The organism is Acinetobacter sp. WCHA39, from assembly GCF_002165385.1.
GTDB lineage: Bacteria > Pseudomonadota > Gammaproteobacteria > Pseudomonadales > Moraxellaceae > Acinetobacter.
On record NZ_NHRP01000013.1, the window covers coordinates 1 to 20,612 of the forward strand.

The 20,612-nt window shown below is 40.3% G+C and carries 20 protein-coding genes and 1 pseudogene; 7 read left to right on the forward strand and 14 right to left on the reverse strand.

The window, feature by feature from the left end; genetic code table 11:
• Positions 1 to 242: pseudogene (locus CDG56_RS08165) on the forward strand (ISNCY family transposase); the annotation flags it as partial.
• 235 nt (positions 243 to 477) lie between these two features.
• Here CDG56_RS08165 and pyrE read toward each other — a convergent pair.
• Positions 478 to 1,128 (reverse strand): orotate phosphoribosyltransferase, encoded by a 651-nt coding sequence (gene pyrE / locus CDG56_RS08170; protein ID WP_087547553.1) that lies wholly within the window; start codon positions 1,126 to 1,128, stop codon positions 478 to 480.
• 39 nt (positions 1,129 to 1,167) lie between these two features.
• Between pyrE and CDG56_RS08175 the strand changes: the two genes are divergently transcribed.
• On the forward strand, positions 1,168 to 1,992 hold the full coding sequence (locus CDG56_RS08175) for an exodeoxyribonuclease III (RefSeq protein ID WP_087547554.1): 825 nt from the start codon (positions 1,168 to 1,170) through the stop codon (positions 1,990 to 1,992).
• Positions 1,993 to 2,433: 441 nt separating this feature from the next.
• Complete coding sequence (locus CDG56_RS08180) at positions 2,434 to 2,784, forward strand: arsenate reductase (protein WP_087547555.1); 351 nt, start codon at positions 2,434 to 2,436, stop codon at positions 2,782 to 2,784.
• A gap of 57 nt (positions 2,785 to 2,841) precedes the next feature.
• Here CDG56_RS08180 and CDG56_RS08185 read toward each other — a convergent pair whose 3' ends face one another.
• On the reverse strand, positions 2,842 to 3,279 hold the full coding sequence (locus tag CDG56_RS08185) for a DUF2147 domain-containing protein (protein WP_087547556.1): 438 nt from the start codon (positions 3,277 to 3,279) through the stop codon (positions 2,842 to 2,844).
• A gap of 187 nt (positions 3,280 to 3,466) precedes the next feature.
• Here CDG56_RS08185 and CDG56_RS08190 point away from each other — a divergent pair, with 187 nt between their 5' ends.
• Together CDG56_RS08190 and CDG56_RS08195 are read left to right on the forward strand one after the other, a co-directional pair.
• Positions 3,467 to 4,378: an alpha/beta hydrolase gene (locus tag CDG56_RS08190; RefSeq protein ID WP_087543571.1), complete on the forward strand. Its 912-nt coding sequence runs from the start codon at positions 3,467 to 3,469 to the stop codon at positions 4,376 to 4,378.
• A gap of 289 nt (positions 4,379 to 4,667) precedes the next feature.
• Positions 4,668 to 5,852, forward strand: a complete 1,185-nt coding sequence (locus CDG56_RS08195) for a GGDEF domain-containing protein (protein WP_171295131.1) — start codon at positions 4,668 to 4,670, stop codon at positions 5,850 to 5,852.
• Positions 5,853 to 5,896: 44 nt separating this feature from the next.
• Here CDG56_RS08195 and CDG56_RS08200 read toward each other — a convergent pair whose 3' ends face one another.
• The 5 genes from CDG56_RS08200 to CDG56_RS08220 all read right to left on the reverse strand — a co-directional run bounded on the left by CDG56_RS08200 (position 5,897) and on the right by CDG56_RS08220 (position 10,385).
• Positions 5,897 to 6,592 carry a glutathione S-transferase family protein gene (locus tag CDG56_RS08200; protein WP_087547557.1) on the reverse strand — a complete coding sequence of 232 codons (696 nt, stop codon included), beginning with the start codon at positions 6,590 to 6,592 and terminating at the stop codon, positions 5,897 to 5,899.
• Between the two features lie 2 nt (positions 6,593 to 6,594).
• Positions 6,595 to 8,442, reverse strand: coding sequence for a protein-disulfide reductase DsbD (gene dsbD, locus CDG56_RS08205; protein WP_087547609.1), 1,848 nt, complete (start codon positions 8,440 to 8,442; stop codon positions 6,595 to 6,597).
• 82 nt (positions 8,443 to 8,524) lie between these two features.
• Entirely contained in the window at positions 8,525 to 9,292 is a 768-nt protein-coding gene (locus tag CDG56_RS08210) for a transporter (RefSeq protein ID WP_087547558.1), read from the reverse strand.
• Positions 9,293 to 9,323: 31 nt separating this feature from the next.
• On the reverse strand, positions 9,324 to 9,869 hold the full coding sequence (locus CDG56_RS08215) for an ankyrin repeat domain-containing protein (RefSeq protein WP_087547559.1): 546 nt from the start codon (positions 9,867 to 9,869) through the stop codon (positions 9,324 to 9,326).
• A gap of 141 nt (positions 9,870 to 10,010) precedes the next feature.
• Positions 10,011 to 10,385 (reverse strand): HPF/RaiA family ribosome-associated protein, encoded by a 375-nt coding sequence (locus CDG56_RS08220; RefSeq protein WP_087547560.1) that lies wholly within the window; start codon positions 10,383 to 10,385, stop codon positions 10,011 to 10,013.
• Between the two features lie 370 nt (positions 10,386 to 10,755).
• Here CDG56_RS08220 and CDG56_RS08225 point away from each other — a divergent pair, with 370 nt between their 5' ends.
• Together CDG56_RS08225 and CDG56_RS08230 are read left to right on the forward strand one after the other, a co-directional pair.
• Entirely contained in the window at positions 10,756 to 11,493 is a 738-nt protein-coding gene (locus CDG56_RS08225; RefSeq protein ID WP_087547561.1) for an outer membrane protein OmpK, read from the forward strand.
• Positions 11,494 to 11,586: 93 nt separating this feature from the next.
• Complete coding sequence (locus CDG56_RS08230; RefSeq protein ID WP_087547562.1) at positions 11,587 to 12,138, forward strand: GNAT family N-acetyltransferase; 552 nt, start codon at positions 11,587 to 11,589, stop codon at positions 12,136 to 12,138.
• Positions 12,139 to 12,161: 23 nt separating this feature from the next.
• Here CDG56_RS08230 and urtE read toward each other — a convergent pair whose 3' ends face one another.
• The 7 genes from urtE to CDG56_RS08265 all read right to left on the reverse strand — a co-directional run bounded on the left by urtE (position 12,162) and on the right by CDG56_RS08265 (position 20,520).
• Complete coding sequence (gene urtE / locus CDG56_RS08235) at positions 12,162 to 12,860, reverse strand: urea ABC transporter ATP-binding subunit UrtE (protein ID WP_087547563.1); 699 nt, start codon at positions 12,858 to 12,860, stop codon at positions 12,162 to 12,164.
• A gap of 9 nt (positions 12,861 to 12,869) precedes the next feature.
• On the reverse strand, positions 12,870 to 13,697 hold the full coding sequence (urtD, locus tag CDG56_RS08240; RefSeq protein WP_087547564.1) for an urea ABC transporter ATP-binding protein UrtD: 828 nt from the start codon (positions 13,695 to 13,697) through the stop codon (positions 12,870 to 12,872).
• Entirely contained in the window at positions 13,698 to 14,768 is a 1,071-nt protein-coding gene (urtC, locus tag CDG56_RS08245; RefSeq protein WP_004909990.1) for an urea ABC transporter permease subunit UrtC, read from the reverse strand. It abuts the gene before it with no gap.
• 4 nt (positions 14,769 to 14,772) lie between these two features.
• Positions 14,773 to 16,395, reverse strand: a complete 1,623-nt coding sequence (urtB, locus tag CDG56_RS08250) for an urea ABC transporter permease subunit UrtB (protein ID WP_087547565.1) — start codon at positions 16,393 to 16,395, stop codon at positions 14,773 to 14,775.
• A 92-nt stretch (positions 16,396 to 16,487) separates the two neighbouring features.
• A complete protein-coding gene (gene urtA, locus CDG56_RS08255; RefSeq protein ID WP_087547566.1) occupies positions 16,488 to 17,771 on the reverse strand; it encodes an urea ABC transporter substrate-binding protein in 1,284 nt (427 codons plus the stop codon).
• Positions 17,772 to 18,031: 260 nt separating this feature from the next.
• Positions 18,032 to 19,915 (reverse strand): DNA topoisomerase IV subunit B, encoded by a 1,884-nt coding sequence (gene parE, locus CDG56_RS08260; RefSeq protein ID WP_004659820.1) that lies wholly within the window; start codon positions 19,913 to 19,915, stop codon positions 18,032 to 18,034.
• A 17-nt stretch (positions 19,916 to 19,932) separates the two neighbouring features.
• Positions 19,933 to 20,520, reverse strand: coding sequence for a YqiA/YcfP family alpha/beta fold hydrolase (locus CDG56_RS08265; RefSeq protein WP_087547567.1), 588 nt, complete (start codon positions 20,518 to 20,520; stop codon positions 19,933 to 19,935).
• Positions 20,521 to 20,612 lie beyond the last annotated feature (92 nt).

Consider the following 20,612-nt stretch of genomic DNA (forward strand, 5'->3'; position numbering starts at 1 on the left):
TCATGCATGAAGGACGGAAGATCAACTATAGTGTCTTCAATAAACTGGCTGGACTACAGCAGAATGAAGTAGTTGAGAATAAACGATTAGGCTCGGTTCTAGCCCATATCCAGCAGCAACATGAGGAATTGGAGAAACAGAATAAACGTTCCCGTCTCAAGAAAAGTATGCCGAGTCGTAAAGCTCAGAAAGCCATCATTGAACAAAGGAATTTAAATCCTGTTCTTGACTCTTGCAGTTAAAAACAGGACATTTTAAATGGTTTATCGCATAGACATTTTAATTGGTGAATAACAACTTGAACTTTTCCTTTTGCATCAATATCTTAGTCTAAGCCGTTCTAGGGTTCAGCGCACTGGAACGGATTTAATATGATTTTTCACGTTCCATGCTTATTTTTCAATCATTATTTCCAATAATTGATGAGTTAAACTCAATAAAAAAGGAAGCTCAAGCTTCCTTTCCCATATCTAAACCTTAGATACCATACTTTTCACGATAAGCCTGCATATTTGATAAAGCTTCTTTCTCGCCTTTTGCATCCAAATAATCCATCAAATCTTTCATTGTGATTAAAGCATGCACTGGGATTTCGAGTTCTTTTTGTACTTCCTGAATCGCAGAAAGTTCACTTTGACCACGCTCTTGACGATCTAGCGCAACCAACACCCCTGCAATCGTCGCACCAGCATTTTTTAAGATAGTCACAACTTCACGAATCGCAGTCCCCGCAGTGATCACATCATCAATGATCCAGACTTTTTGACCTGCAACCGATGCACCAACCAACACCCCTCCTTCACCATGATCTTTGGCTTCTTTACGGTTAAAACCCCAAGGAACGCTCTTGCCATGGACTTGAGACAAGGCCACCGCAGTTGCTGCTACAAAAGGAATACCTTTGTACGCAGGACCAAAAATCACACCGACATTGTCACACTGAACCAATTTATCTGCATAGCCTTGTGCTAAAAGAGAGAGTGCTTCACCATCATTTAACAAACCTGCGTTAAAGAAATAAGGACTGACACGACCTGATTTTAAGGTAAACTCACCAAATTTAAGCACACCACGTGATAATGCGAGTTCAATAAAAGCTTGCGGATTAAATGACACAGGCGTTGTCATAAGGTGCTCCAAATTCATCAATTGAGGTTAAACATACGCATGATACCAAAGGATAGCTATCCAAGTGATGTAAAAATTCTTCGAGTGGTCTCAATTAACGTAAATGGGCTACGTTCATCAGTAACCAAAGGTCTACTCGAATGGTTAGAACAGTCCGATGCGGATGTCGTATGTATGCAAGAAAGCCGCATCACCCATGAACAATGGACTGATAAATTCAAACCTGAGGGTTGGTACACGCATTTATTTCCAGCTGAACGTGCAGGCTATGCAGGTACGGCAATTTATAGTCGTTTGCCGTTTATTACAGTGAAAAATGGACTTGGCTTTGAACTTGCTGACTCGCAAGGGCGTTTTATCACGGCGGAGTTTGATTTAGGACTGTCACACCCTGTTCATATTGCTTCGTTATACTTGCCATCGGGTTCAAGCGGTGATGAAGCACAAGCACGTAAAGATTTATTTCTTCAAGAATATGCCCAAATACTCAAGCAATGGCGAGATGAAAATAAATCGATCATCGTGTGTGGTGACTACAATATCGTGCATAAACGTATTGATATTAAAAACTGGTCAGGCAATCAGAAATCATCTGGTTGTTTGCCACATGAACGTGCATGGCTCGACCATATTTATGATGAACTTGGCTATGTAGATACCTTCCGTGAGGTACGAAAAGAAGCTGAATTGTATTCATGGTGGTCAAATCGTGGTCAAGCACGTGCGAAAAATGTCGGTTGGCGTATCGACTATCAAGCCTGCTCTCCTGATTGGAAAGCACGCACTGCAAATGCTTGGGTGTATAAAGAACAATGGTTTAGTGACCATGCACCTGTGATTATTGATTATAAAATACACGAATAAGTGAACACTTGTTCACTTTGTCCGTCTCTTTAGCTTACATATTATGTCGTTTTTTGTGTATTTTTATTTACCAGCTGTAACGGCATTATAGCACCACGGCACAGGGAAGCGGTCAGGATGACCAAAAAAGGATAGGACGCCGTAGGAAGACAAAATAAACTTAGATTAAGTTTATTTGCAAGGATGAGACATTGGACGTTGAAATGAGACCCGCATGATCAGGATGATTAGATGCGGGTTTTCTCTTTTTTAGATATTAAATATTTTTCCTCTGCTTTGTATTTAGCCATCTAGTTCAAAAACTTAGAAAGATTTAGTCATTTAATCTACGCTTAATACATAACATCGATTCACTTGATAAAAATTTTCAACTGGTACATTCCCTGCCTTTTAAGTTAGGCTTTAACGCATATCTTTCATTGTGTTGTTATGGTTTTCAGTATGTTTAAAATTTATGGAATTAAAAATTGTAATTCGATGAAAAAAGCCTTTGATGCACTACAAGCAAAAGGAATTTCTTACGAATTTCATGATTATAAAAAACAAGGGATTGATGCCGACACTTTAGCAATTTGGCTAAAAGAGATTGGCGCAGATAAGGTTCTAAATAAAAAAGGTACGACTTGGCGTAAATTAACCGAAGCAGAACAGGCTCATGCAACAAGTAATCAGGAAAATTTGATTGAAACTTTAATTGATCAGCCGAGTTTGATTAAACGTCCCGTTTTACAAACGCCTGAAGGCTTTGTCATTGGCTTTGATGAAGCGACTTATCAAAACCTCTCCGCTTAAAGAAATAAAATAAAAAACCGAGTCACAGGACTCGGTTTTTTTACGCTTAAAGTGTAATTAGTTTGCACGAATCCAAGTTTGGTTACGACCAAGCGCCGCTACACCAATATAACCGCGTAATTTAAGCTTTTTACCACCTTCGATGATTTCAGCTTTCAATTTATAAGTTTTGCCAGTCTTAGGATCGAGAATCGAACCACCATCATAATTTACGCCACCAACATTTTTAAGGCTATGAACAATCGTTACCCCTTTTAATGTCTTATTATGAAATGTTCCTTCGCATTTTGAACATGCATTCTCTTGGCCTGGAACTAAATATTTTTGAATAGATGCGGTAAGCGTGCCATCCTTCAGCTCCGTAAATTTCACGATCGCTTTTGGTTGTTTTGTTTCATCATCAATGGTTTGCCATACTGAGCCATTTAATGCATCTGCAGCATTGGCAAAAGTTGTTAAACAGAGCAATCCAAATGCTAAAGCAATTTTCTTCATTTTTGTAATATCCTTAAGGGGTCTTTTCAAGACTAAGAGTATTGAGAATTTCTATCAATATTGCAATTCTTGATTATGACTATTGGGTATAGCCTGAGCAACAACAAAACATTGCTGTAATGACAGCGCAAGGCACACGAGTCAAAATTCTCTTAGTTATATACTGCCCTAACAATATGGAAAAATTATGAAATTTGGTACTGTTTGGAAATATTATTTTACTGAATCATTACTAAAAGCGACCATTCGTACGCCGAGTCAGTTTAATTTAGCCCCGAATGCTTTGCGACCTTTATTAGACCAACTTTGTCGTCTATTCCCCCAAAATCCGACAGTACAAATTCGACCATTGCGCTTAGCAGGCGTGTGTGGTGAAGAAATCAAAGCACAAGTTTCTGCCACACAACTTATTTTTCATATTCATGGCGGCGCTTTTTTCTTGGGGAGTTTAAATACTCATCGTGCCCTCATGACTGATATTGCTGCGCGCACGCAAATGCAAGTGGTTCATGTGGATTATCCTTTAGCTCCTGAACATGCTTTCCCTGAAGCAATTGATGCGATTTTTGACGTTTATCAAGCACTATTAGTACAAGGTATCCAACCCAAAGATATTATTATTTCGGGGGATTCTTGTGGTGCCAATCTCGCTTTAGCATTGTGCTTACGGTTAAAAGCACAACCTGACCTCATGCCAAGCGGTTTAATTTTAATGTCACCCTATTTAGACCTGACCCTCACCAGTGAATCATTACGCTTTAATCAAAAACATGATGCGCTGCTCTCTATTGAAGCCTTACAAGCAGGAATTAATCATTACTTAAAAGATGGTGTACAAGCGGATGATCCGCGTGTTTCACCTCTATTTGATGATCTTAAAGGCTTACCGCCAACACTGGTGCAAGTTGGCTCAAAAGAAATTTTACTGGATGATTCAAAACGCTTTAGAGAAAAAGCAGAAAAAGCTGGAGTCAAAGTACACTTTAAACTTTACACAGGCATGTGGCATAACTTCCAAATGTTTAATGCTTGGTTTCCAGAAGCTAAACAGGCTTTAGCAGATATTGCGGATTTTGCTCATGCAATTGATCGTGATTAAAACATAATGTGATGATTTTGCAGAAAATGGTCAGCTATGTCTGACCATTGTCATTCTTAATTCCTTTTTGTCATTATAAGAACAAACTGATCGAATATTTAGATTAAGCTTCCTTTTTTAAAGAATTTTTGCTCTCCTAATTTACATTAAAAAGCACATAGCTAGACTTCCTTCTCATTCTAAAAGTGCTATTGTTATTTTAATAATCGTTTAATAATATTTTTGATAACGAATTTACACTAATAACGTTTCTTAGGAATCTCATTGCATATAAGGAAACATGCCAATCATGAGGATTCATTTTAAGAGGTTAGTTGGCAGAGAAAAATGGAATTTCTCGCAGTTCTGGGAACATGAACCATTAATTAATTGGAACATGTTAAAGAAATGTATTTTGTTGCTAATCTTAGCCTCACTTATAAGTCTATTTGGAATTATTTGGGACAGTTTTGTCTTGCTAAATCCATTTACATGGCAATGGGTAAATTTACCGTTGGTTCGATCTAAACTTTGGACCAATGTAATCATGCTTTTTGTCTTTTTAAGTTTGATTATGCCCTGCTTTATTTATAAAGATAAATCTTGGGTACAAGAAATCATTCCGATTTTAAGCGTACAGGTCGTTACTGTTTTACTCTGTCATATAGGCTATCTGATTGGGAGTTTTAGTCCAGCAACCATGGTTGCCTATGTCAGTGTTGTGGGAGTAGGTCTGGTTCTGTTTGATCGCAAAATGATTTATTGTGCACTGGTGCCAGCAACAATCGCACTGCTGTTTTGCAACTTTTTAAGTGTGTATGGTGTCCTACAATATGCACCGATATTTAAGCTAGAAGTCCTGAATCAAGCTCAAATGCATCCTTTTTGGGTTGGCAGTATGTTTTTCTTCTTATTGCCAATTTTGATTGCTTGTTTGTTGCTATTTGAAAGTCTGCTCAAACAATGGCGAATTCGAGAAACGGCTATTCAAGTACTCAGTCTTTTAGATCCGCTCACGAATGTGATGAATCGTCGCAGTATTAGCAATCACTTAGAGCGCTTACATCAGCAACCAAATCAACTGTACTCGATTGTATTACTCGATTTAGATCATTTTAAAAATATTAACGATCATTTTGGGCATAGCGTTGGGGATCAAGTGTTGATCAATGTTGCAAAATGTTTGGCGAATAATTTACGTGACCGAGATATGATTGGGCGCTTTGGGGGCGAGGAATTTATTTTATTATTGCCCAATACTACGCCTGCACAAGCACAAAATGTGGCGGAGCGCTGTCGCTTAGCGATTGGTGAGTTAAAATTTACCTCAGAAGATCATCAAGAGTTTTCTATCAGTGCCAGTTTTGGCATCAGCAGCACACTCAGTGCCGATGAATCTCACTCAATTATTAGTCAGGCAGATCAAGCATTGTATGCGGTAAAAGCATCAGGTCGAAATCAAGTCAAAATTTTTACTGAACTTTTCTTAAATTAATCCAATAAAGGCATCCAAAGATGCCTTTATTTTTGACCTGTTGTTTAGTCTTTTAAATATTCTTCACGATGATTACGATAAGGCTCATCAAAGGGTACAAACATCTGTTCTTGTTTGGCTTCTGCGATCCACTCTTGAACTGATGCTAAAGACAATATCTTGTGCATATAACTTTGGCTAGAAGTAGAGATGGGTAATTTATAACATTCAAAACGCATAGCCACAGGCGCATAAAATGCATCGGCTAGACTAAACTCACCACATAAAAACTGCTCTTCACTTGGTCGCTCTGACCAAATTTGATCAATTCGAGCTACGTCATTCCTTAGTTGCTCGTGGTCAGCCCAAAGCTGTTTTCCAATATGGGACAAATCAGCCTTAACATTCATTGGACACAAATTACGTAAACTTTGAAAACTACTGTGCATTTCTGCACTAATGCATCGTGCTCTGGCTCGTTGCTTTCTATCTTGAGGTAGCACATTCTTCTCAGGATTTTGTTCAGCAATATATTCACAAATCGCCAGACTATCCCAAATAATCAAATCATCATGCATGAGTGTTGGGACTTTGCCCGTTGAATTCAATTTTAAAATCTCAGTTTTAAATTGGCTATTAGGTTCAAAACTATCAAATTGAATTAAATGCTCCTGAAATGGAATACCAAGTTGTTTTAATAAAATCCACGGTCGCATCGACCAAGTTGAATAATTTTTATTGCCAATAAACAATTGATACATGATTATAATTTCCCTTTCAACAAGGTGAGTTGTTGTAATAGCTCGCTTTTCTTAAATGCACCCGTTAAACGTAATGCACGGATTTCTTGTTGTTGCGAATCTAAAAATAAATAGGTTGGTGGCCCTAAAATATCCCATTGATTGAGCAGTGCCTGATGTGAGGCATCGTAATGACTTAAATCAAGTTTAATCAAATAATAATGAGATAATGCCTGTTGAACTTCTGCATCTTTTAATACACGATGCTCAATCGGCTGACAAGCCACACACCAGTCGGCATAGACATCAATGACAATCTGTCGATCTTTGGGTGCGTTGGCTAGAATCCGCTCAAAATCAGCAGCGGTTGTTGCGACATGCCACTCTGCTAATTTATCTGCCTGAACTGCCCTTAAATTTTGAATATGTTGATATTGGTTAAAAGCTAAAAATGGAACTGAGATCATCAGCAACAATGCATATAACCACTGTAATTGCCCTTTCTTCACAAACAGACGATATATCGCGAAACCAATAAATGCCATGCCCAATACAAGACTAAGTATTTGAATCGCTAATTCAGGTAATAACGGACGGATAAAATAAATACTTAACGCCAACATCAAAAAGGCAAAAATAACCTTAATTTGATGCATCCATTCCCCTGCTTTCGGTAGTGCCTTTGCACCTAGAACACTGGCAAGCAGTAATGGAATACCCATACCAAATCCCAAGGTGAATAATAGTAGAGCACCTTGCCACTGATTTTGCGTTTGTGAAATAAAGAGTAATGTACCCGCTAAAGGTGCAGTCATACACGGACCGACTAACAATGCGGAGATCATGCCCATGATACTTGCACCAAGCAAAGTCCCTCCTTGTTGCACTGACTGCATTTGGTCGAGGCGATTCACCCATTTCTGTGGCAGTTTCAATTCAAATAAACCAAACAGATTTAAAGCGAATACAACGAACAATAGACTAAATGCAACTAATGTCACAGGTTGCTGTAACCATCGTTGGAAATTTAGCCCTGCCACAGAGGCAATTAAACCCAATACGGCATAGACCATTGCCATACTAAATACAAAAGTAAGTGCAATCGTCCACGCTTTAACGCCTTTATGTTCACGAACAATCAATGAGGTCAAAATCGGCAACATTGGTAAAGAACACGGCGTAAATGCCAATAAAATTCCTAAACCTAGAAATAATAACAAGCTATAAGCAAGAGAGTGCTGTGCCAATGTGCTTGACCACTGTTGGTCTTGCGCCATATTGACTGAATTATTCAGCTTTATATCATTAGACTTTTCAGTTGTAAGTTCATCCCTCTCTGCGGTCTGAGCATTTAAGCTATTCGCAGAACGAGCAACATCTAAAAAACGTTTTTGTGAATTAGAACTGACATTTTCGACACTAACCAACCCATCAGCATCGGTTTGAAATTCAATATTTTGAGGTGGATAGCAAATACGGTCTTTGGCACAACCCTGCCATGTAACACGATAATGTTGAGATGCTTGAGTGCTAATCTCAAACTCTGCTTGCTGATAATAAACTTGGCTATGACCATAGTTTTCATCGTACTGTTCAATTGCTTTGGGTAATTTCAACGTAACAGGTTGATTGCCTTGTTGAACCTCAAATTTGTGTTGATAGAGATAATAATTAGGCTGAATGGTCCAGTGTAACCGCGCTTGATTGGTTTTGGTCGATTCAACTGAAAATGCAAATGCCTGTTCAGGAGTCAGTAACGGTGCTGATAGATTGTCTTGAGCGTAAACCAAAGACGTACACAACAACAATAAAGTAGCCAAAAAGTAGCGCATTAATTGGCTAATGTACCCACCCTGAACAGACATTTTCATGTTCATCTCACTGTAACTCTCCCGATAACTTAAGACCTCATTCTGCCTGCAGAAGGATTTCAAAAGTTAGCGGAGATTTTGACTAGAATAAAACAGATAAACCTAAACCACCGTTATAGCTTTTTTGATCGCCATTCAAATCCACACCTATACTGGCATCAAGTTGAGCTCGATCATTTAAGCTATAGACCAAACCTGTCCCTAAACCATATTCATAGTCTTGGCTTTCTGCTTTACGATAAACAAACTCTGAAAAACCAGATAATTTACCCGCAATTTTATAATCAATGGTTGGAATTGCAGTCACGGCCCAATCACTATTTTGTGCTTCATAACGCATGGTAATTGATGTACCCACCAAATCGCTGAACTTATACGCAACTGCTGAAGTGAGGCTATAAATATCATCTTGATTCGTGAATTCATCATTGCCAGTCGCAATAATCGCTTCTGCTAACAATGCCATTGTTAAACGATCATCTTTTAAATTAATCGCCTTTTTCAAACCAATACTGACATCACCTAAACCATTGGTTTCTTTCTTAGTACCAGCATGTTTATATTGCTGCCAAACAGGGCCTTGCCAACCCAGTTGCAGTTCTAGACCATCAGCTAAACCTGTGCGTAAAAGCATGTCACCGTTCAATGTAAGCGTTTTATCTTTTACGCCATCGACGGTCCCTTCTTGATAGCTTACGCTCGGTAGTCCTTGCTCCCACGCCAAGTGACCTACAGGTGTAATACCCGTACCTATACCTGAGCCTGGACGGTCAAAAGAAAATTCTGCTGCAAATGTTGCAGTTGTCATGATTGATGCAGCAATCAAGCCTAATACTTGAAACTTTTTCATTGTTCTCCCCTTTATATCTTGTTGGCTAGACTTATGCCGTTAGCTCTTTTGACATTTTCGCGCCATGCTGACGCAATAATTCGAGTGTCTCTCGCTCTTCTTTCAGCGATTCTGACCAATCAATTTCATCAAAATCACAATCAAAAAACAGTTGGCTAATTGAAGACAAAATCGTTAGACCCTCTTCATCTCTTGTGTTTGGATCGACTTTTTCATCGAGTAAGCATTGAACCACAGGGACACATGCCGAGCTTGCAGCGTCCCAAAGCGGACCATAAAATTCTTCGGCATCCCACAAATGTAGATTTGCTTTGGCTTGAATTAATGCGTCTAAAATAGCAAGATAAACGTGAAGTTCTTGTTGTTTTTCATCTTCACTCAATGGCTTGCCAGCTTCATAAGCCTCACAAATTTTTTCCCACCACGCAAACAAACCATCACAAAGAACTGAAACAGGTGGTCCTTGTTCTGGATCAATAAAGTTTGGGTCAAGTCCTTCAGCAAGTAATGCTTGCACTTGGTCTAAATCGAGTTGTTGTATGGCTTGCACCAAGGCCTGCTGCTGATTGCTTAACATGACCAATTCTCACAATGTATTTAATGTTTCTATTATGCCGAATATCCCGACAGGATTTTATAAAACAACCTAAAAATCATGTATAAATTTGATATACACAAAAAAAAAGCCCAAAACTGGACTTTTTTTTCGCGTTTATCTTTACGCTTCATCATCAACTTTTACATCGTCATCGACGTCAACATATTCTGGCAAGCCACCACGGTGATGGTCTTTTTTCTCATATAAATGTTCCAGGCTGCGTTTTAGTTTATCAATCGCACCATGGATAGATGCATCAATATTTGCCGCCTTGTTTGTCACAGCAACAGGTTTCAGGCCTGCTGGACGAGCCTCGATCATACAGCGTTTGTCATGATCTCCCGTTTTTTCCCCATTTTCATCACTAATATGAACCGAAAAATGTGTAATACGTTCGCTATAACGTTGAAATTCTTGTGTAAGCTCTGCACGGATATAACTAATTAAACGTTCGCTACCTTGAATGTTTTTATCTGTACGGATTTCAATATTCATAAATATCTTCCTCTCTTTTCTGTGAGACGGTTCTACGAAACTTTTTTATTTAGCACGCTTTGAGCATGCATTCATTCAGTGCAGTTGTATATTTTGATTATGTAAATGCTTGTGGTCTCCTTGCTTCACATCTGTTGCTTTTCAGTAGTTAAGAAGATCTTCTATAACTCCAATATCTGACTTTCATAACAAATATGCAAGCTGATTTTTGACATTTTTATTAAAACTTGATCAAAAAGATTTTTAAATTGATTGGCTTTTTTCTTTTGGTCGGTTCTATACAATTCTTTTGAGCATCTGGTCAAATTTGGCTTTATTTTTGCTTAATTCCTTGTATGCTTGACACGCCATTTTTGGGGGGATTTTTTAAATGCAATTGAAGCAACTTGCAGCGACTTGTTTATTGTTATCTACAGCAGCTTTCGTTCAGGCAAAGCCTATTTGGCAAGATTTTAGCCTCACTGGTTTATACGGTGAGAACTATGAAGTTGTCGATGAAAAACAAACGACTTTAACTGTCGAATACGCTGCAAAAGTACAATATGCCGACGTATTCTTCTTTATGGATCGTATGCGTGGTGGTGACGACAACAAAAGTACCTATTTCGAACTTTCTCCTCGTTTGAGCTTAGGCGAAATTTCTGGTCAAAAACTTGCTTTCGGCCCAGTCAAAGATGTGTTGATCTCAACAACATGGGAAAGCAATAGTGCCAATGGCAGTAACTTTGACAACTTCTTGTACGGCGTAGGCTTTGATTTAGCAATTCCATATTTCCAATATGCGAATGTAAACTTCTACCGTGCCAATAATGAAAACACTGCTGATGACTATCAAATGACGATTGCCTATGCAGTGCCATTTAAAGTATCAACTGAAGATTTCTTGGTCGATGGTTTCCTTGACTGGTCAAGTGCTGCCCACGATAGTAAGGAGCATCATGAAAGTGAACTCAACTGGACCACACAATATAAGTGGAATGTTGGCAAACATATTTCACCTGAAACACGCTTATATTTAGGTGTAGAACATTCTGTTTGGAATAACAAGTTTGGTATGAAAAACCGCGATGAAAACAATGTCAGCGCCTTGGTTAAATACCACTTCTAATCAGTCAATCAATTGAAAAACAGCAAGCTTAGTCTTGCTGTTTTTTTTGCAATCACGCATATTCAGAATATATGAACTTTCATTAATTCATCCATGCCATTCAAACTTAAGCTTGTAGCGCGTTCTTTGCATTCACCTTATCAAATTCGTTTTGCCACACTGAATGATTTGGAACAGATTCTTACGATTTATAATCATGAAATCCTGACGGGTACAGCCAACTGGAATCATCAAGCTGTTGCTTTAGAACAATATCAACAACGTTTTCAAGACATGCAACAGCAGCAATTCCCAATGATTGTGGTTGAAGACCAACACCATAATAAAGTTGCTGGCTATGCCTACTATGCTGCATTTCGTAGTATCAGCGGCTATCGTCAGAGTATCGAACATTCTGTTTTTGTTGATCCAAGCTACGCACGTCAAGGTCTAGGCAAAGCTTTGATGCAACAACTGATCCATCTCGCGATACAACAAAACATGCATATCATGGTGGCTGCGATTGATAGTGAAAATATGGGTTCAATTGTGCTACATGAACAGCTTGGTTTTGTACAAACAGGTTATATGCCACAAGTCGGACAAAAATTTGGACAATGGCGTGACTTGGTTTGGATGCAGCTACAACTTTCAACTACTCAATAAAAAAGCCTCTTACGAGGCTTTTATTAAATCGCCACCAACTCCCTTATACCCTTTTCAGGCATTTCTGCACCTTGCCCATGTGCAATCACTTGACCACGCGCCATCACCGTATAGTTATCTGCCAATTCTTCAGCAAAGTCATAAAACTGCTCGACTAAGACAATCGCCATTTCCCCTTGATCTGCCAATTTACGAATCACTCGACCAATGTCTTTGATGATCGAAGGCTGAATCCCCTCAGTTGGCTCATCCAAAATCAGGACACTCGGCTCAGAAGCCAACGCTCGAGCAATCGCAAGCTGCTGCTGCTGACCACCTGACAAATCTCCACCACGGCGATGCTTCATTTCATCCAAGACCGGAAAAATTTCGTAGAGATGACTCGGTACTTTCCGCGTTTTTGCACCTGAAAATTTCGCCATACCAATTAAAATATTTTCCTCTACCGTCAAAGTTGAAAAAATATCTCGTCCTTGCGGTACATAGGCCAAGCCAGCACGCACCCGTTGTTCAGGCGACATCTTGGCAATATCTTTACCATCTAACAAAATCTGTCCTGATTTAATCGGGAGAATCCCCATCAAGCATTTCAGCAAAGTGGTTTTGCCGACGCCATTACGCCCTAAAACAACACTGCACTCCCCCACAGGCGCAGATAAAGACACGTCACGCAGAATATGACTGCCACCATAAAACTGGTTAACTTCTTTCACTTCTAACATGGCAGTCTCCTAGCGTCCCAAATACTTTTCAATCACATCTTCATTGGCTTGTACCTCTGCCAATGTGCCTTCTGCCAAGATTGCACCCTGTGCTAATACCGTAACTTTTTCGCTGATGGTGTCAATAAAGCTCATGTCATGTTCTACGACCACAAGCGTATGATTTTTTTTCAATTCCAAACACAGTTCAGCCGTGCGTTCTGTTTCTGCATCGGTCATTCCTGCCACAGGTTCATCCAATAAAATCAGCTTCGGACGTTGCATCAATAGCATGCCGATTTCTAGCCACTGCTTTTGACCATGGGACAATAATCCTGCGGGCTTTTTTACAAATTCCTTTAAACGGATTTGCTCTAAACTTTCATCCAATGCCAATTGTGCTTCTGGATCAAGTCGGCTAAACAAGCTCTTTTTCACTCGCTTATCTCGTGGTGCAGCGAGTAGTAAATTCTCCATGACTGTAAAATTTTCAAATACTGTTGGTTTCTGAAATTTGCGCCCAATCCCAGCTTCCGCAATTTCCTCTGTGCCCATTTTGGCAAGATCATAGTTTTGTCCAAAAAATGCCGTGCCAGTAGTCGGACGAGTTTTACCTGTGATCACGTCCATTAGTGTGGTTTTACCCGCACCATTTGGTCCAATGATGCAGCGTAATTCACCTTCAGCGATGTACAGTGATAAATCATTGAGAGCGCGAAACGAATCAAACCACACACTGACTTTTTCTAAATACAAGGCAATCCCATGACTAAAGTCTGCGCCCTCAGTTTTGGCGCGTCCATAACCCTCGCCGAGTTGACCGCCATGTTGAGCAGAGTCTACGAATAAATCACTCATTTAATTGCTCTCCTTTTTAAAACGGTCAAATAAACCAATCACACCTTTCGGTAAGAAAATCGTCACCACGATAAATAGAGCACCTAAGATCAATAACCATGCTTCTGGTGCTGCAACTGTGAAATAAGTCTTCACAGCATTGATTAAACCTGCACCAAGAATCGGTCCAATCAATGTGCCACGACCACCTGCGGCAACCCACACTGCCATTTCAATCGAGTTGACTGGATTCATTTCACTTGGGTTAATAATGCCAACCTGTGGCACATACAACGCCCCTGCGATACCTGCAATCACTGCCGATAGCACCCATGCTGAAAGCTTGTACCAGAGTGTGCGATAGCCCAAATATTGCAAGCGGTTTTCACTATCACGAATCGCGCCAAGAACTCGACCATAAGGACGATTCATCAGTTGACGTAAGCCGATAAAGCACAGCATCAAAACCAAAGCGGTGACAAAACATAAAGTGGCACGCATCGGCGCAGAAGTGATATCAAAACCGAGTAAGGTTTTAAAACCCGTGAAGCCATTGTTACCACCAAAACCTGTCTCATTGCGGAAGAACAAGAGTGCCGCTGCAAAGGTCATGGCTTGGGTAATAATTGAGAAATACACACCCTTGATTTTGGAGCGGAAAGCAAAGAAACCAAAAATAAAGGCAACTAAGGCAGGCACAGATAAAACCAAAATCATCGCCCAAGCAAAATGCTCAGTGCCCACCCAATACCAAGGGAGTTCCGTCCAACTGAGGAACCGCATAAAATCAGGTAAGCCATCGCCTGCGGATTCGCGCATCAAATACATGCCAAAGGCGTAACCACCGAGGGCGAAATATAAACCGTGCCCCAAGCTTAAAATCCCCGCATAGCCCCACACTAAATCCAATGCCAACGCGACCAAAGCCAAGCACATGATTTTGCCAATCAACGTAATCCAATACGCTGACAGATAAAATGCCGAATCAGGGGATAACAAATGCAACCACGGCAAAGCCAGTAACACCGCAAAACAAATGGCAATCGCGATTGCGCTATACGGTTTATCTGCAAATAAAGAAGTGATTTTCATTGGCTTACTCCACGAAACGACCTTTGATGGCAAACAAACCTTGTGGACGCTTTTGGATAAACAAAATCACAAGAACCAAGAGAATAATTTTTGCTAAAACCGCACCTAAACCAATCTCCAAAACTGTACCGCTAATCCCTAAACCTAAGGCTGCAAGTACCGCACCCCACACTTGCCCCACGCCGCCAACCACAACAACAAGGAAGGCATCAATAATGTAGTTTTGCCCGAGATCAGGGCCAACATTGCCGACTTGTGCTAGCGCACAACCTGCCAATCCAGCCAAACCTGAACCTAAGCCAAATGCCAGCATATCGATACGTGCAGATCGAATGCCCACGGCACGCGCCATTTGACGGTTTTGTGTCACAGCACGAACAAATAATCCAAAACGGGTTTTGTTTAATAAGAAAACTAGAAGCAGTAAGACCGCCACAGTAAAACCAATAATCGCAATACGGTTATATGGCAACATCAGGCTTGGCGTCAGGGCAATACCACCACTGAGCCATGCGACATTCGACACCTCAACATTCTGTGCGCCAAAGATCATCCGAACCGATTGCATCAAGATTAAGCTCACACCAAAGGTTGCCAATAATGTTTCTAGTTGGCGACCATACAACGGGCGAATCACCGTGCGTTCAATCAACATGCCAATCAGTGCACTCACCAGAAATGCAGCAGGAATCGCTGCCAATAAATACCAATCAACCAAGCCTGCAAAGTGCGTTTTAAAAAAACTTTGAATGACGTAAGTGGTATAAGCACCGATCATGATGAGTTCACCATGTGCCATATTGATGACACCAAGCAAACCATAGGTGATTGCAAGACCAAGCGCTGCTAAAAGTAAAATACTGGCAGTACTGAGACCTGAAAATACATGCCCTGACCATTCACTGATTTGAATGCGCGTTTTAATTTTATTTTGTGCTTCAAGCAAAGCTGCTTTTAATGCAGGATTACTTTGTGGCTGTTCTAAGCTTTGGTTGATCAACGCCAATACATCGGGACGATTCGAATCCCCTAAAACTTTGGTCGCTTCGATCTTAGTAAACTCATCTGAGCTATTAAAATCTAAACGTGCTTTCAGTTGTGCCAAACGTGCTTTAACCGCTTCACTTTTTTCATTGAGATAGAGTTGTTTGATCGTTGCTACATCGAGCTCATCTAAATTATTTTCTAAAATGTCCACCGCAGCTAAACGTTGTGCTGCATCGTCAGAATTCAATTTAACTTTGGCTTGTCCAAAGTTCAGTGCCTTACGTAAAGTATTGACCAGCGTCACTTGAGATAAATCTGAGGGCCAAGTGTCGATGGCTTGCAATTGCGGATAACTTAATAATTTTTCATCGTTTTTTAAAATGTAAGTATGACCTGAACTATCGGTATATAACTCATTTTGATCAATATACGCGACCAATTGATCCAGTTGCTCAATACTCGCTGGCCATTGATTCAACATGGCACGACGAGCGGTAAAGTCGGATTTAACAAAAGTTTGGATGGCATCCTGAGAAGTTGTAGACGTCACGGTTGTTGGTGAGGTAACTTCTGCCCATGCAGGATTAAACATGATCTGTGCCATGATGCAGAGCATTGCCAAAACATAGTGTTTCGCCATAAGACTCCCCCTTATATTTTCTATTTAAACCAATCAATCAGAAATAAAACTAAGAAAAACCTGCTGCCGAAACAGCAAGTTGCATAGGAAAATTATTTAGGAATGTATGGGCTCCAAGGCTCAGCTTTGATGGTTTGAGGCGTTTTATAAACCACATCAAATTGCCCATCACCACGAATTTGCCCAATCATCACAGGCTTATGTAAATGGTGATTGGTTTCATCCATTTTGAGGGTATAACCCGATGGTGCTGCAAATGTTTGACCTGCCATTGCATCACGAACTTTATCAACCTCAGTAGTACCTGCCTTTTCGACCGCTTGTTTCCACATATTGATGCCAACATAAGTCGCTTCCATCGGATCGTTGGTCACAACTTTATCGGCATTTGGAAGCTTGTATTCCACTGCATACTGTTTGAATTTATTCACAAACTCGGTGTTTTTCGGATTTTTAACTGACATGAAATAGTTCCATGCCGCTAAATGACCTACTAATGGCTTGGTATCAATACCACGTAACTCTTCTTCACCAACTGAGAAAGCCATCACTGGAATATCAGCCGCTTTAATACCTTGGTTGCCTAACTCACGATAGAAAGGAACATTGGAATCGCCATTGATGGTGGAGATCACCGCAGTCTTTTTACCTGCGGAGAATTTCTTGATATTGGCAACAATAGTTTGGTAGTTGCTATGACCAAACGGTGTGTACTCTTCCATGATGTCTGCATCGGCAACACCTTTAGACTTCAGGAAAGCACGCAGGATTTTATTGGTGGTGCGTGGGTAGACGTAATCTGTACCGAGTAAAACAAAACGTTGTGCTTTACCGCCCTCATCACCCATTAAATATTCCACCGCAGGAATGGCTTGTTGGTTCGGCGCTGCACCTGTATAGAAAATATTTTTTGATTGTTCCTGACCTTCATATTGCACTGGATAGAACAATAAACCATTTAACTCTTCAACCACAGGAAGCACCGACTTACGTGATACTGATGTCCAGCAACCGAAAATAACGGCAACTTTGTCCTGAGTAATTAACTGACGTGCTTTTTCAGCAAATAGCGGCCAATCTGATGCTGGGTCAACAATGACAGGTTCGAGTTTTTTACCCATCACCCCGCCATTGGCATTGATTTCATTAATGGTCATCAATGCAGTATCTTTCAGAGAGGTCTCAGAAATTGCCATCGTGCCAGAGAGTGAATGTAAAATCCCCACCTTAATGGTGTCACCACTTGCGGCTGGTGCTGCCGCCTTGGTTTCTGTTTTTGCTGCTTCTGTTTTTTCGGCTGGTTTAGAACAACCGACCAGTCCTACCCCCATCATCGCTGCCATAAGAACGGACATTGACATTAATTTGTTTTGCATCTTTGTTCTCCACAGATTGATCTTTTGATTTTTACTGAGTGGAGTTATTCAATTTTTATGCCAACAATTTAAGCTATTGTTTTATTTTAATATTTATTAAATAAAACAAATAAGAATCCAATCTTGTATACAACATTGCATACAAAAAGAACGAGATGAACTAAAATGATGCAGATTAATTTATCCTAAATATGGCTAGACCCTAGATAAAGAAAAGCCAAGCATGCAAGCTTGGCTGACTCATCCATTTAACTAATCGTTTAAACCACAATATCCGCTAAATTACCTTTCTGTTCTAACCAATGCTTACGATCACTCGAACGTTTTTTTGCCAGCAATTTATCTAATAACCCTGCGGTAAAATGCGCATCATCCAAATCAAGTTGGACTAAACGGCGCGTATTTGGGTCCATTGTGGTTTCACGCAATTGACTCGCATTCATCTCACCCAATCCTTTAAATCGAGTGATTTGCGGATTTTTATTACCTTTCACTTTTTTCAAAATGCTTTCGAGTTCACTATCATCTAGCGCATAATAAACATCTTTACCAATATCAATACGATACAGTGGTGGCATTGCGACAAACAAATGACCATCTTCAACTAAAGTCGGGAAATGTTTCACAAACAAGGCACAGAGTAATGTCGCGATATGTAGACCATCAGAGTCTGCGTCGGCAAGAATACAGATTTTCCCATAACGCAATTCAGAGAGATCATCGCTACCCGGATCAACCCCTATGGCAATCGCAATATCATGTACCTCTTGAGAAGCGAGCACCTCATCCGAAGATACTTCCCATGTATTTAGAATTTTTCCACGAATCGGCATAATCGCTTGGAAATTCTTGTCACGCGCTTGTTTAGCACTTCCACCTGCCGAATCCCCTTCGACAATAAACAACTCACTGTCTTCACGCGTTAAACCGACACAATCAGCCAGTTTTCCAGGTAACGCAGGACCAGAGACGATCTTTTTACGCTCCACTTTTTTCGCTGCTTTTAAGCGACGCCCAGCTTTAGCAATTGCCATTTCAGCTAACTGCGTTGCAATCTCAGCATGTTGGTTTAACCATAAAGCAAAGGCATCTTTGGCAATATTCAGCACAATATTGGAGGCTTCACGACTGGATAAGCGCTCTTTGGTCTGCCCCGAAAATTGAGGTTCTTGGAATTTCAGCGATAGAATGAAATTGACCCCATCCCAAACATCTTCTGCCGAAAGTTTCATATTACGTGGTAATAAATTACGTAATTCACAGAACTCTCGTAACGCCTCCGTGACCCCTGAACGCAATCCATTGACATGCGTACCACCTTGTGCAGTTGGAATCAGGTTGACGTAACTTTCTTGTATTTGTTCACCACCCTCGACATTCCAACAGATCGCAAATTCACAAGCTGCTCGCTCTGCTTGTCCACTACTGACAAAGGCAGGATCAGGTAGAATCTCTCGATCCTCAAGTTCATCCATTAAATAGTCGACTAGACCATTTTCAAACTGCCATTCAATTTTTTCATTATTGATTTTATCGTCATAAATAATTTTTAAGCCCGCCGCTAAAACGGCTTTAGCTTTCAAATTATGCTTCAATGCTTTTAGTGCAAATTTTGGACTATCAAAGTATTTTGCTTCTGGCCAAAAGCGAACGGTTGTTCCTGTCGCACGTTTCGCAACTTTACCTTCTAACACCGATAATGGTGCAACAGGTTCACCTTGTTCAAACGCCATTTGATACAAGTTACCTTGGCGTTGTACCGCAACCTCAACGCGTGTTGATAAAGCATTCACGACAGAAATACCGACACCATGTAAACCACCAGAAAATTGGTAATTATCGGTACTGAATTTTCCGCCTGCATGTAATTTGGTCAAAATAATTTCGATACCACTTTGTCCATATTCAGGATGAATATCGACTGGCATACCTCGTCCATTATCTTCGACTGACAATGAACCATCTTCATAGACCGTGACACAAATTTGATTGGCATGTCCTGCAAGTGCTTCATCCACCGCATTGTCAATCACCTCTTGCGCCAAATGGTTTGGACGTGAGGTATCGGTATACATACCGGGACGACGACGAACAGGATCTAAACCTGAAAGAACTTCAAGGGATTGTGCCGTGTATTGTGTCACTGGGTCTGACTTCCTTATTAGAGGGCTGTCGATAAAAATCGGAGTACGAAAGGTAATTTTTCTTCAAAATCATCCATTGCATGATTACCATCAGCGTCGGTTAAAATCAATGCAGATGGCTGTGCTGCATTATAATAACGTTGTGCTTGACGATAATCCAAGACTTCGTCACCTCGTTGCAACAGTACAAGAATTTTATCAGCATGCTTTAACTTCGTGTCAGCAATTGATTGTAATTGCTGCAATTGGTCGGCATCGAGTGTCCATGAATCAGTGACTTTGAGTGGGATTTGTTCAATCCCGAATAAATCTTCGAATAACTGCCATGGTTGCATAGCAGGATTAATCAGTACAGCAGGGCATCCATATTTTGCGACAAGATATGTCGCATAGAATCCCCCTAAGCTACTTCCAACCAATCTCACTTGATCGATTGGTAAACTTTCAATCAGCTTAGAAATATCTCTTAAAACGTGTTCAGGCGGTTTATTCAAATCAGGTAAATGCACATCAGCATGCTCAACATTTGTGCAATATTGTTCTAATTGTTGCCCCTTTTTTGACATGGGGCTGCTTTGAAAGCCATGTAAATAAATAATTTGCATACGCACCATAATAGACAACAGCTTGACTTATTATCAAATAAATCACATTATTTAGGTTAATAGATAAATAAATAACAATATAAATTACATTT

What these genes read in the sequence shown, in the direction of transcription:
- pyrE (WP_087547553.1), bottom strand. Translation starts at nt 1,128, where the DNA reads ATGACAACGCCTGTGTCATTTAATCCGCAAGCTTTTATTGAACTCGCA.
- CDG56_RS08195 (WP_171295131.1), top strand. Translation starts at nt 4,668, where the DNA reads ATGAGGATTCATTTTAAGAGGTTAGTTGGCAGAGAAAAATGGAATTTC.
- urtA (WP_087547566.1), bottom strand. Translation starts at nt 17,771, where the DNA reads ATGCAAAACAAATTAATGTCAATGTCCGTTCTTATGGCAGCGATGATG.
- CDG56_RS08210 (WP_087547558.1), bottom strand. Translation starts at nt 9,292, where the DNA reads ATGAAAAAGTTTCAAGTATTAGGCTTGATTGCTGCATCAATCATGACA.
- CDG56_RS08190 (WP_087543571.1), top strand. Translation starts at nt 3,467, where the DNA reads ATGAAATTTGGTACTGTTTGGAAATATTATTTTACTGAATCATTACTA.
- CDG56_RS08220 (WP_087547560.1), bottom strand. Translation starts at nt 10,385, where the DNA reads ATGAATATTGAAATCCGTACAGATAAAAACATTCAAGGTAGCGAACGT.
- dsbD (WP_087547609.1), bottom strand. Translation starts at nt 8,442, where the DNA reads ATGAAAATGTCTGTTCAGGGTGGGTACATTAGCCAATTAATGCGCTAC.
- urtE (WP_087547563.1), bottom strand. Translation starts at nt 12,860, where the DNA reads ATGTTAGAAGTGAAAGAAGTTAACCAGTTTTATGGTGGCAGTCATATT.
- CDG56_RS08225 (WP_087547561.1), top strand. Translation starts at nt 10,756, where the DNA reads ATGCAATTGAAGCAACTTGCAGCGACTTGTTTATTGTTATCTACAGCA.
- urtC (WP_004909990.1), bottom strand. Translation starts at nt 14,768, where the DNA reads ATGAAAATCACTTCTTTATTTGCAGATAAACCGTATAGCGCAATCGCG.
- urtD (WP_087547564.1), bottom strand. Translation starts at nt 13,697, where the DNA reads ATGAGTGATTTATTCGTAGACTCTGCTCAACATGGCGGTCAACTCGGC.
- CDG56_RS08215 (WP_087547559.1), bottom strand. Translation starts at nt 9,869, where the DNA reads ATGTTAAGCAATCAGCAGCAGGCCTTGGTGCAAGCCATACAACAACTC.
- CDG56_RS08175 (WP_087547554.1), top strand. Translation starts at nt 1,168, where the DNA reads ATGATACCAAAGGATAGCTATCCAAGTGATGTAAAAATTCTTCGAGTG.
- CDG56_RS08180 (WP_087547555.1), top strand. Translation starts at nt 2,434, where the DNA reads ATGTTTAAAATTTATGGAATTAAAAATTGTAATTCGATGAAAAAAGCC.
- CDG56_RS08200 (WP_087547557.1), bottom strand. Translation starts at nt 6,592, where the DNA reads ATGTATCAATTGTTTATTGGCAATAAAAATTATTCAACTTGGTCGATG.
- CDG56_RS08185 (WP_087547556.1), bottom strand. Translation starts at nt 3,279, where the DNA reads ATGAAGAAAATTGCTTTAGCATTTGGATTGCTCTGTTTAACAACTTTT.
- CDG56_RS08230 (WP_087547562.1), top strand. Translation starts at nt 11,587, where the DNA reads ATGCCATTCAAACTTAAGCTTGTAGCGCGTTCTTTGCATTCACCTTAT.
- urtB (WP_087547565.1), bottom strand. Translation starts at nt 16,395, where the DNA reads ATGGCGAAACACTATGTTTTGGCAATGCTCTGCATCATGGCACAGATC.
- CDG56_RS08265 (WP_087547567.1), bottom strand. Translation starts at nt 20,520, where the DNA reads ATGCAAATTATTTATTTACATGGCTTTCAAAGCAGCCCCATGTCAAAA.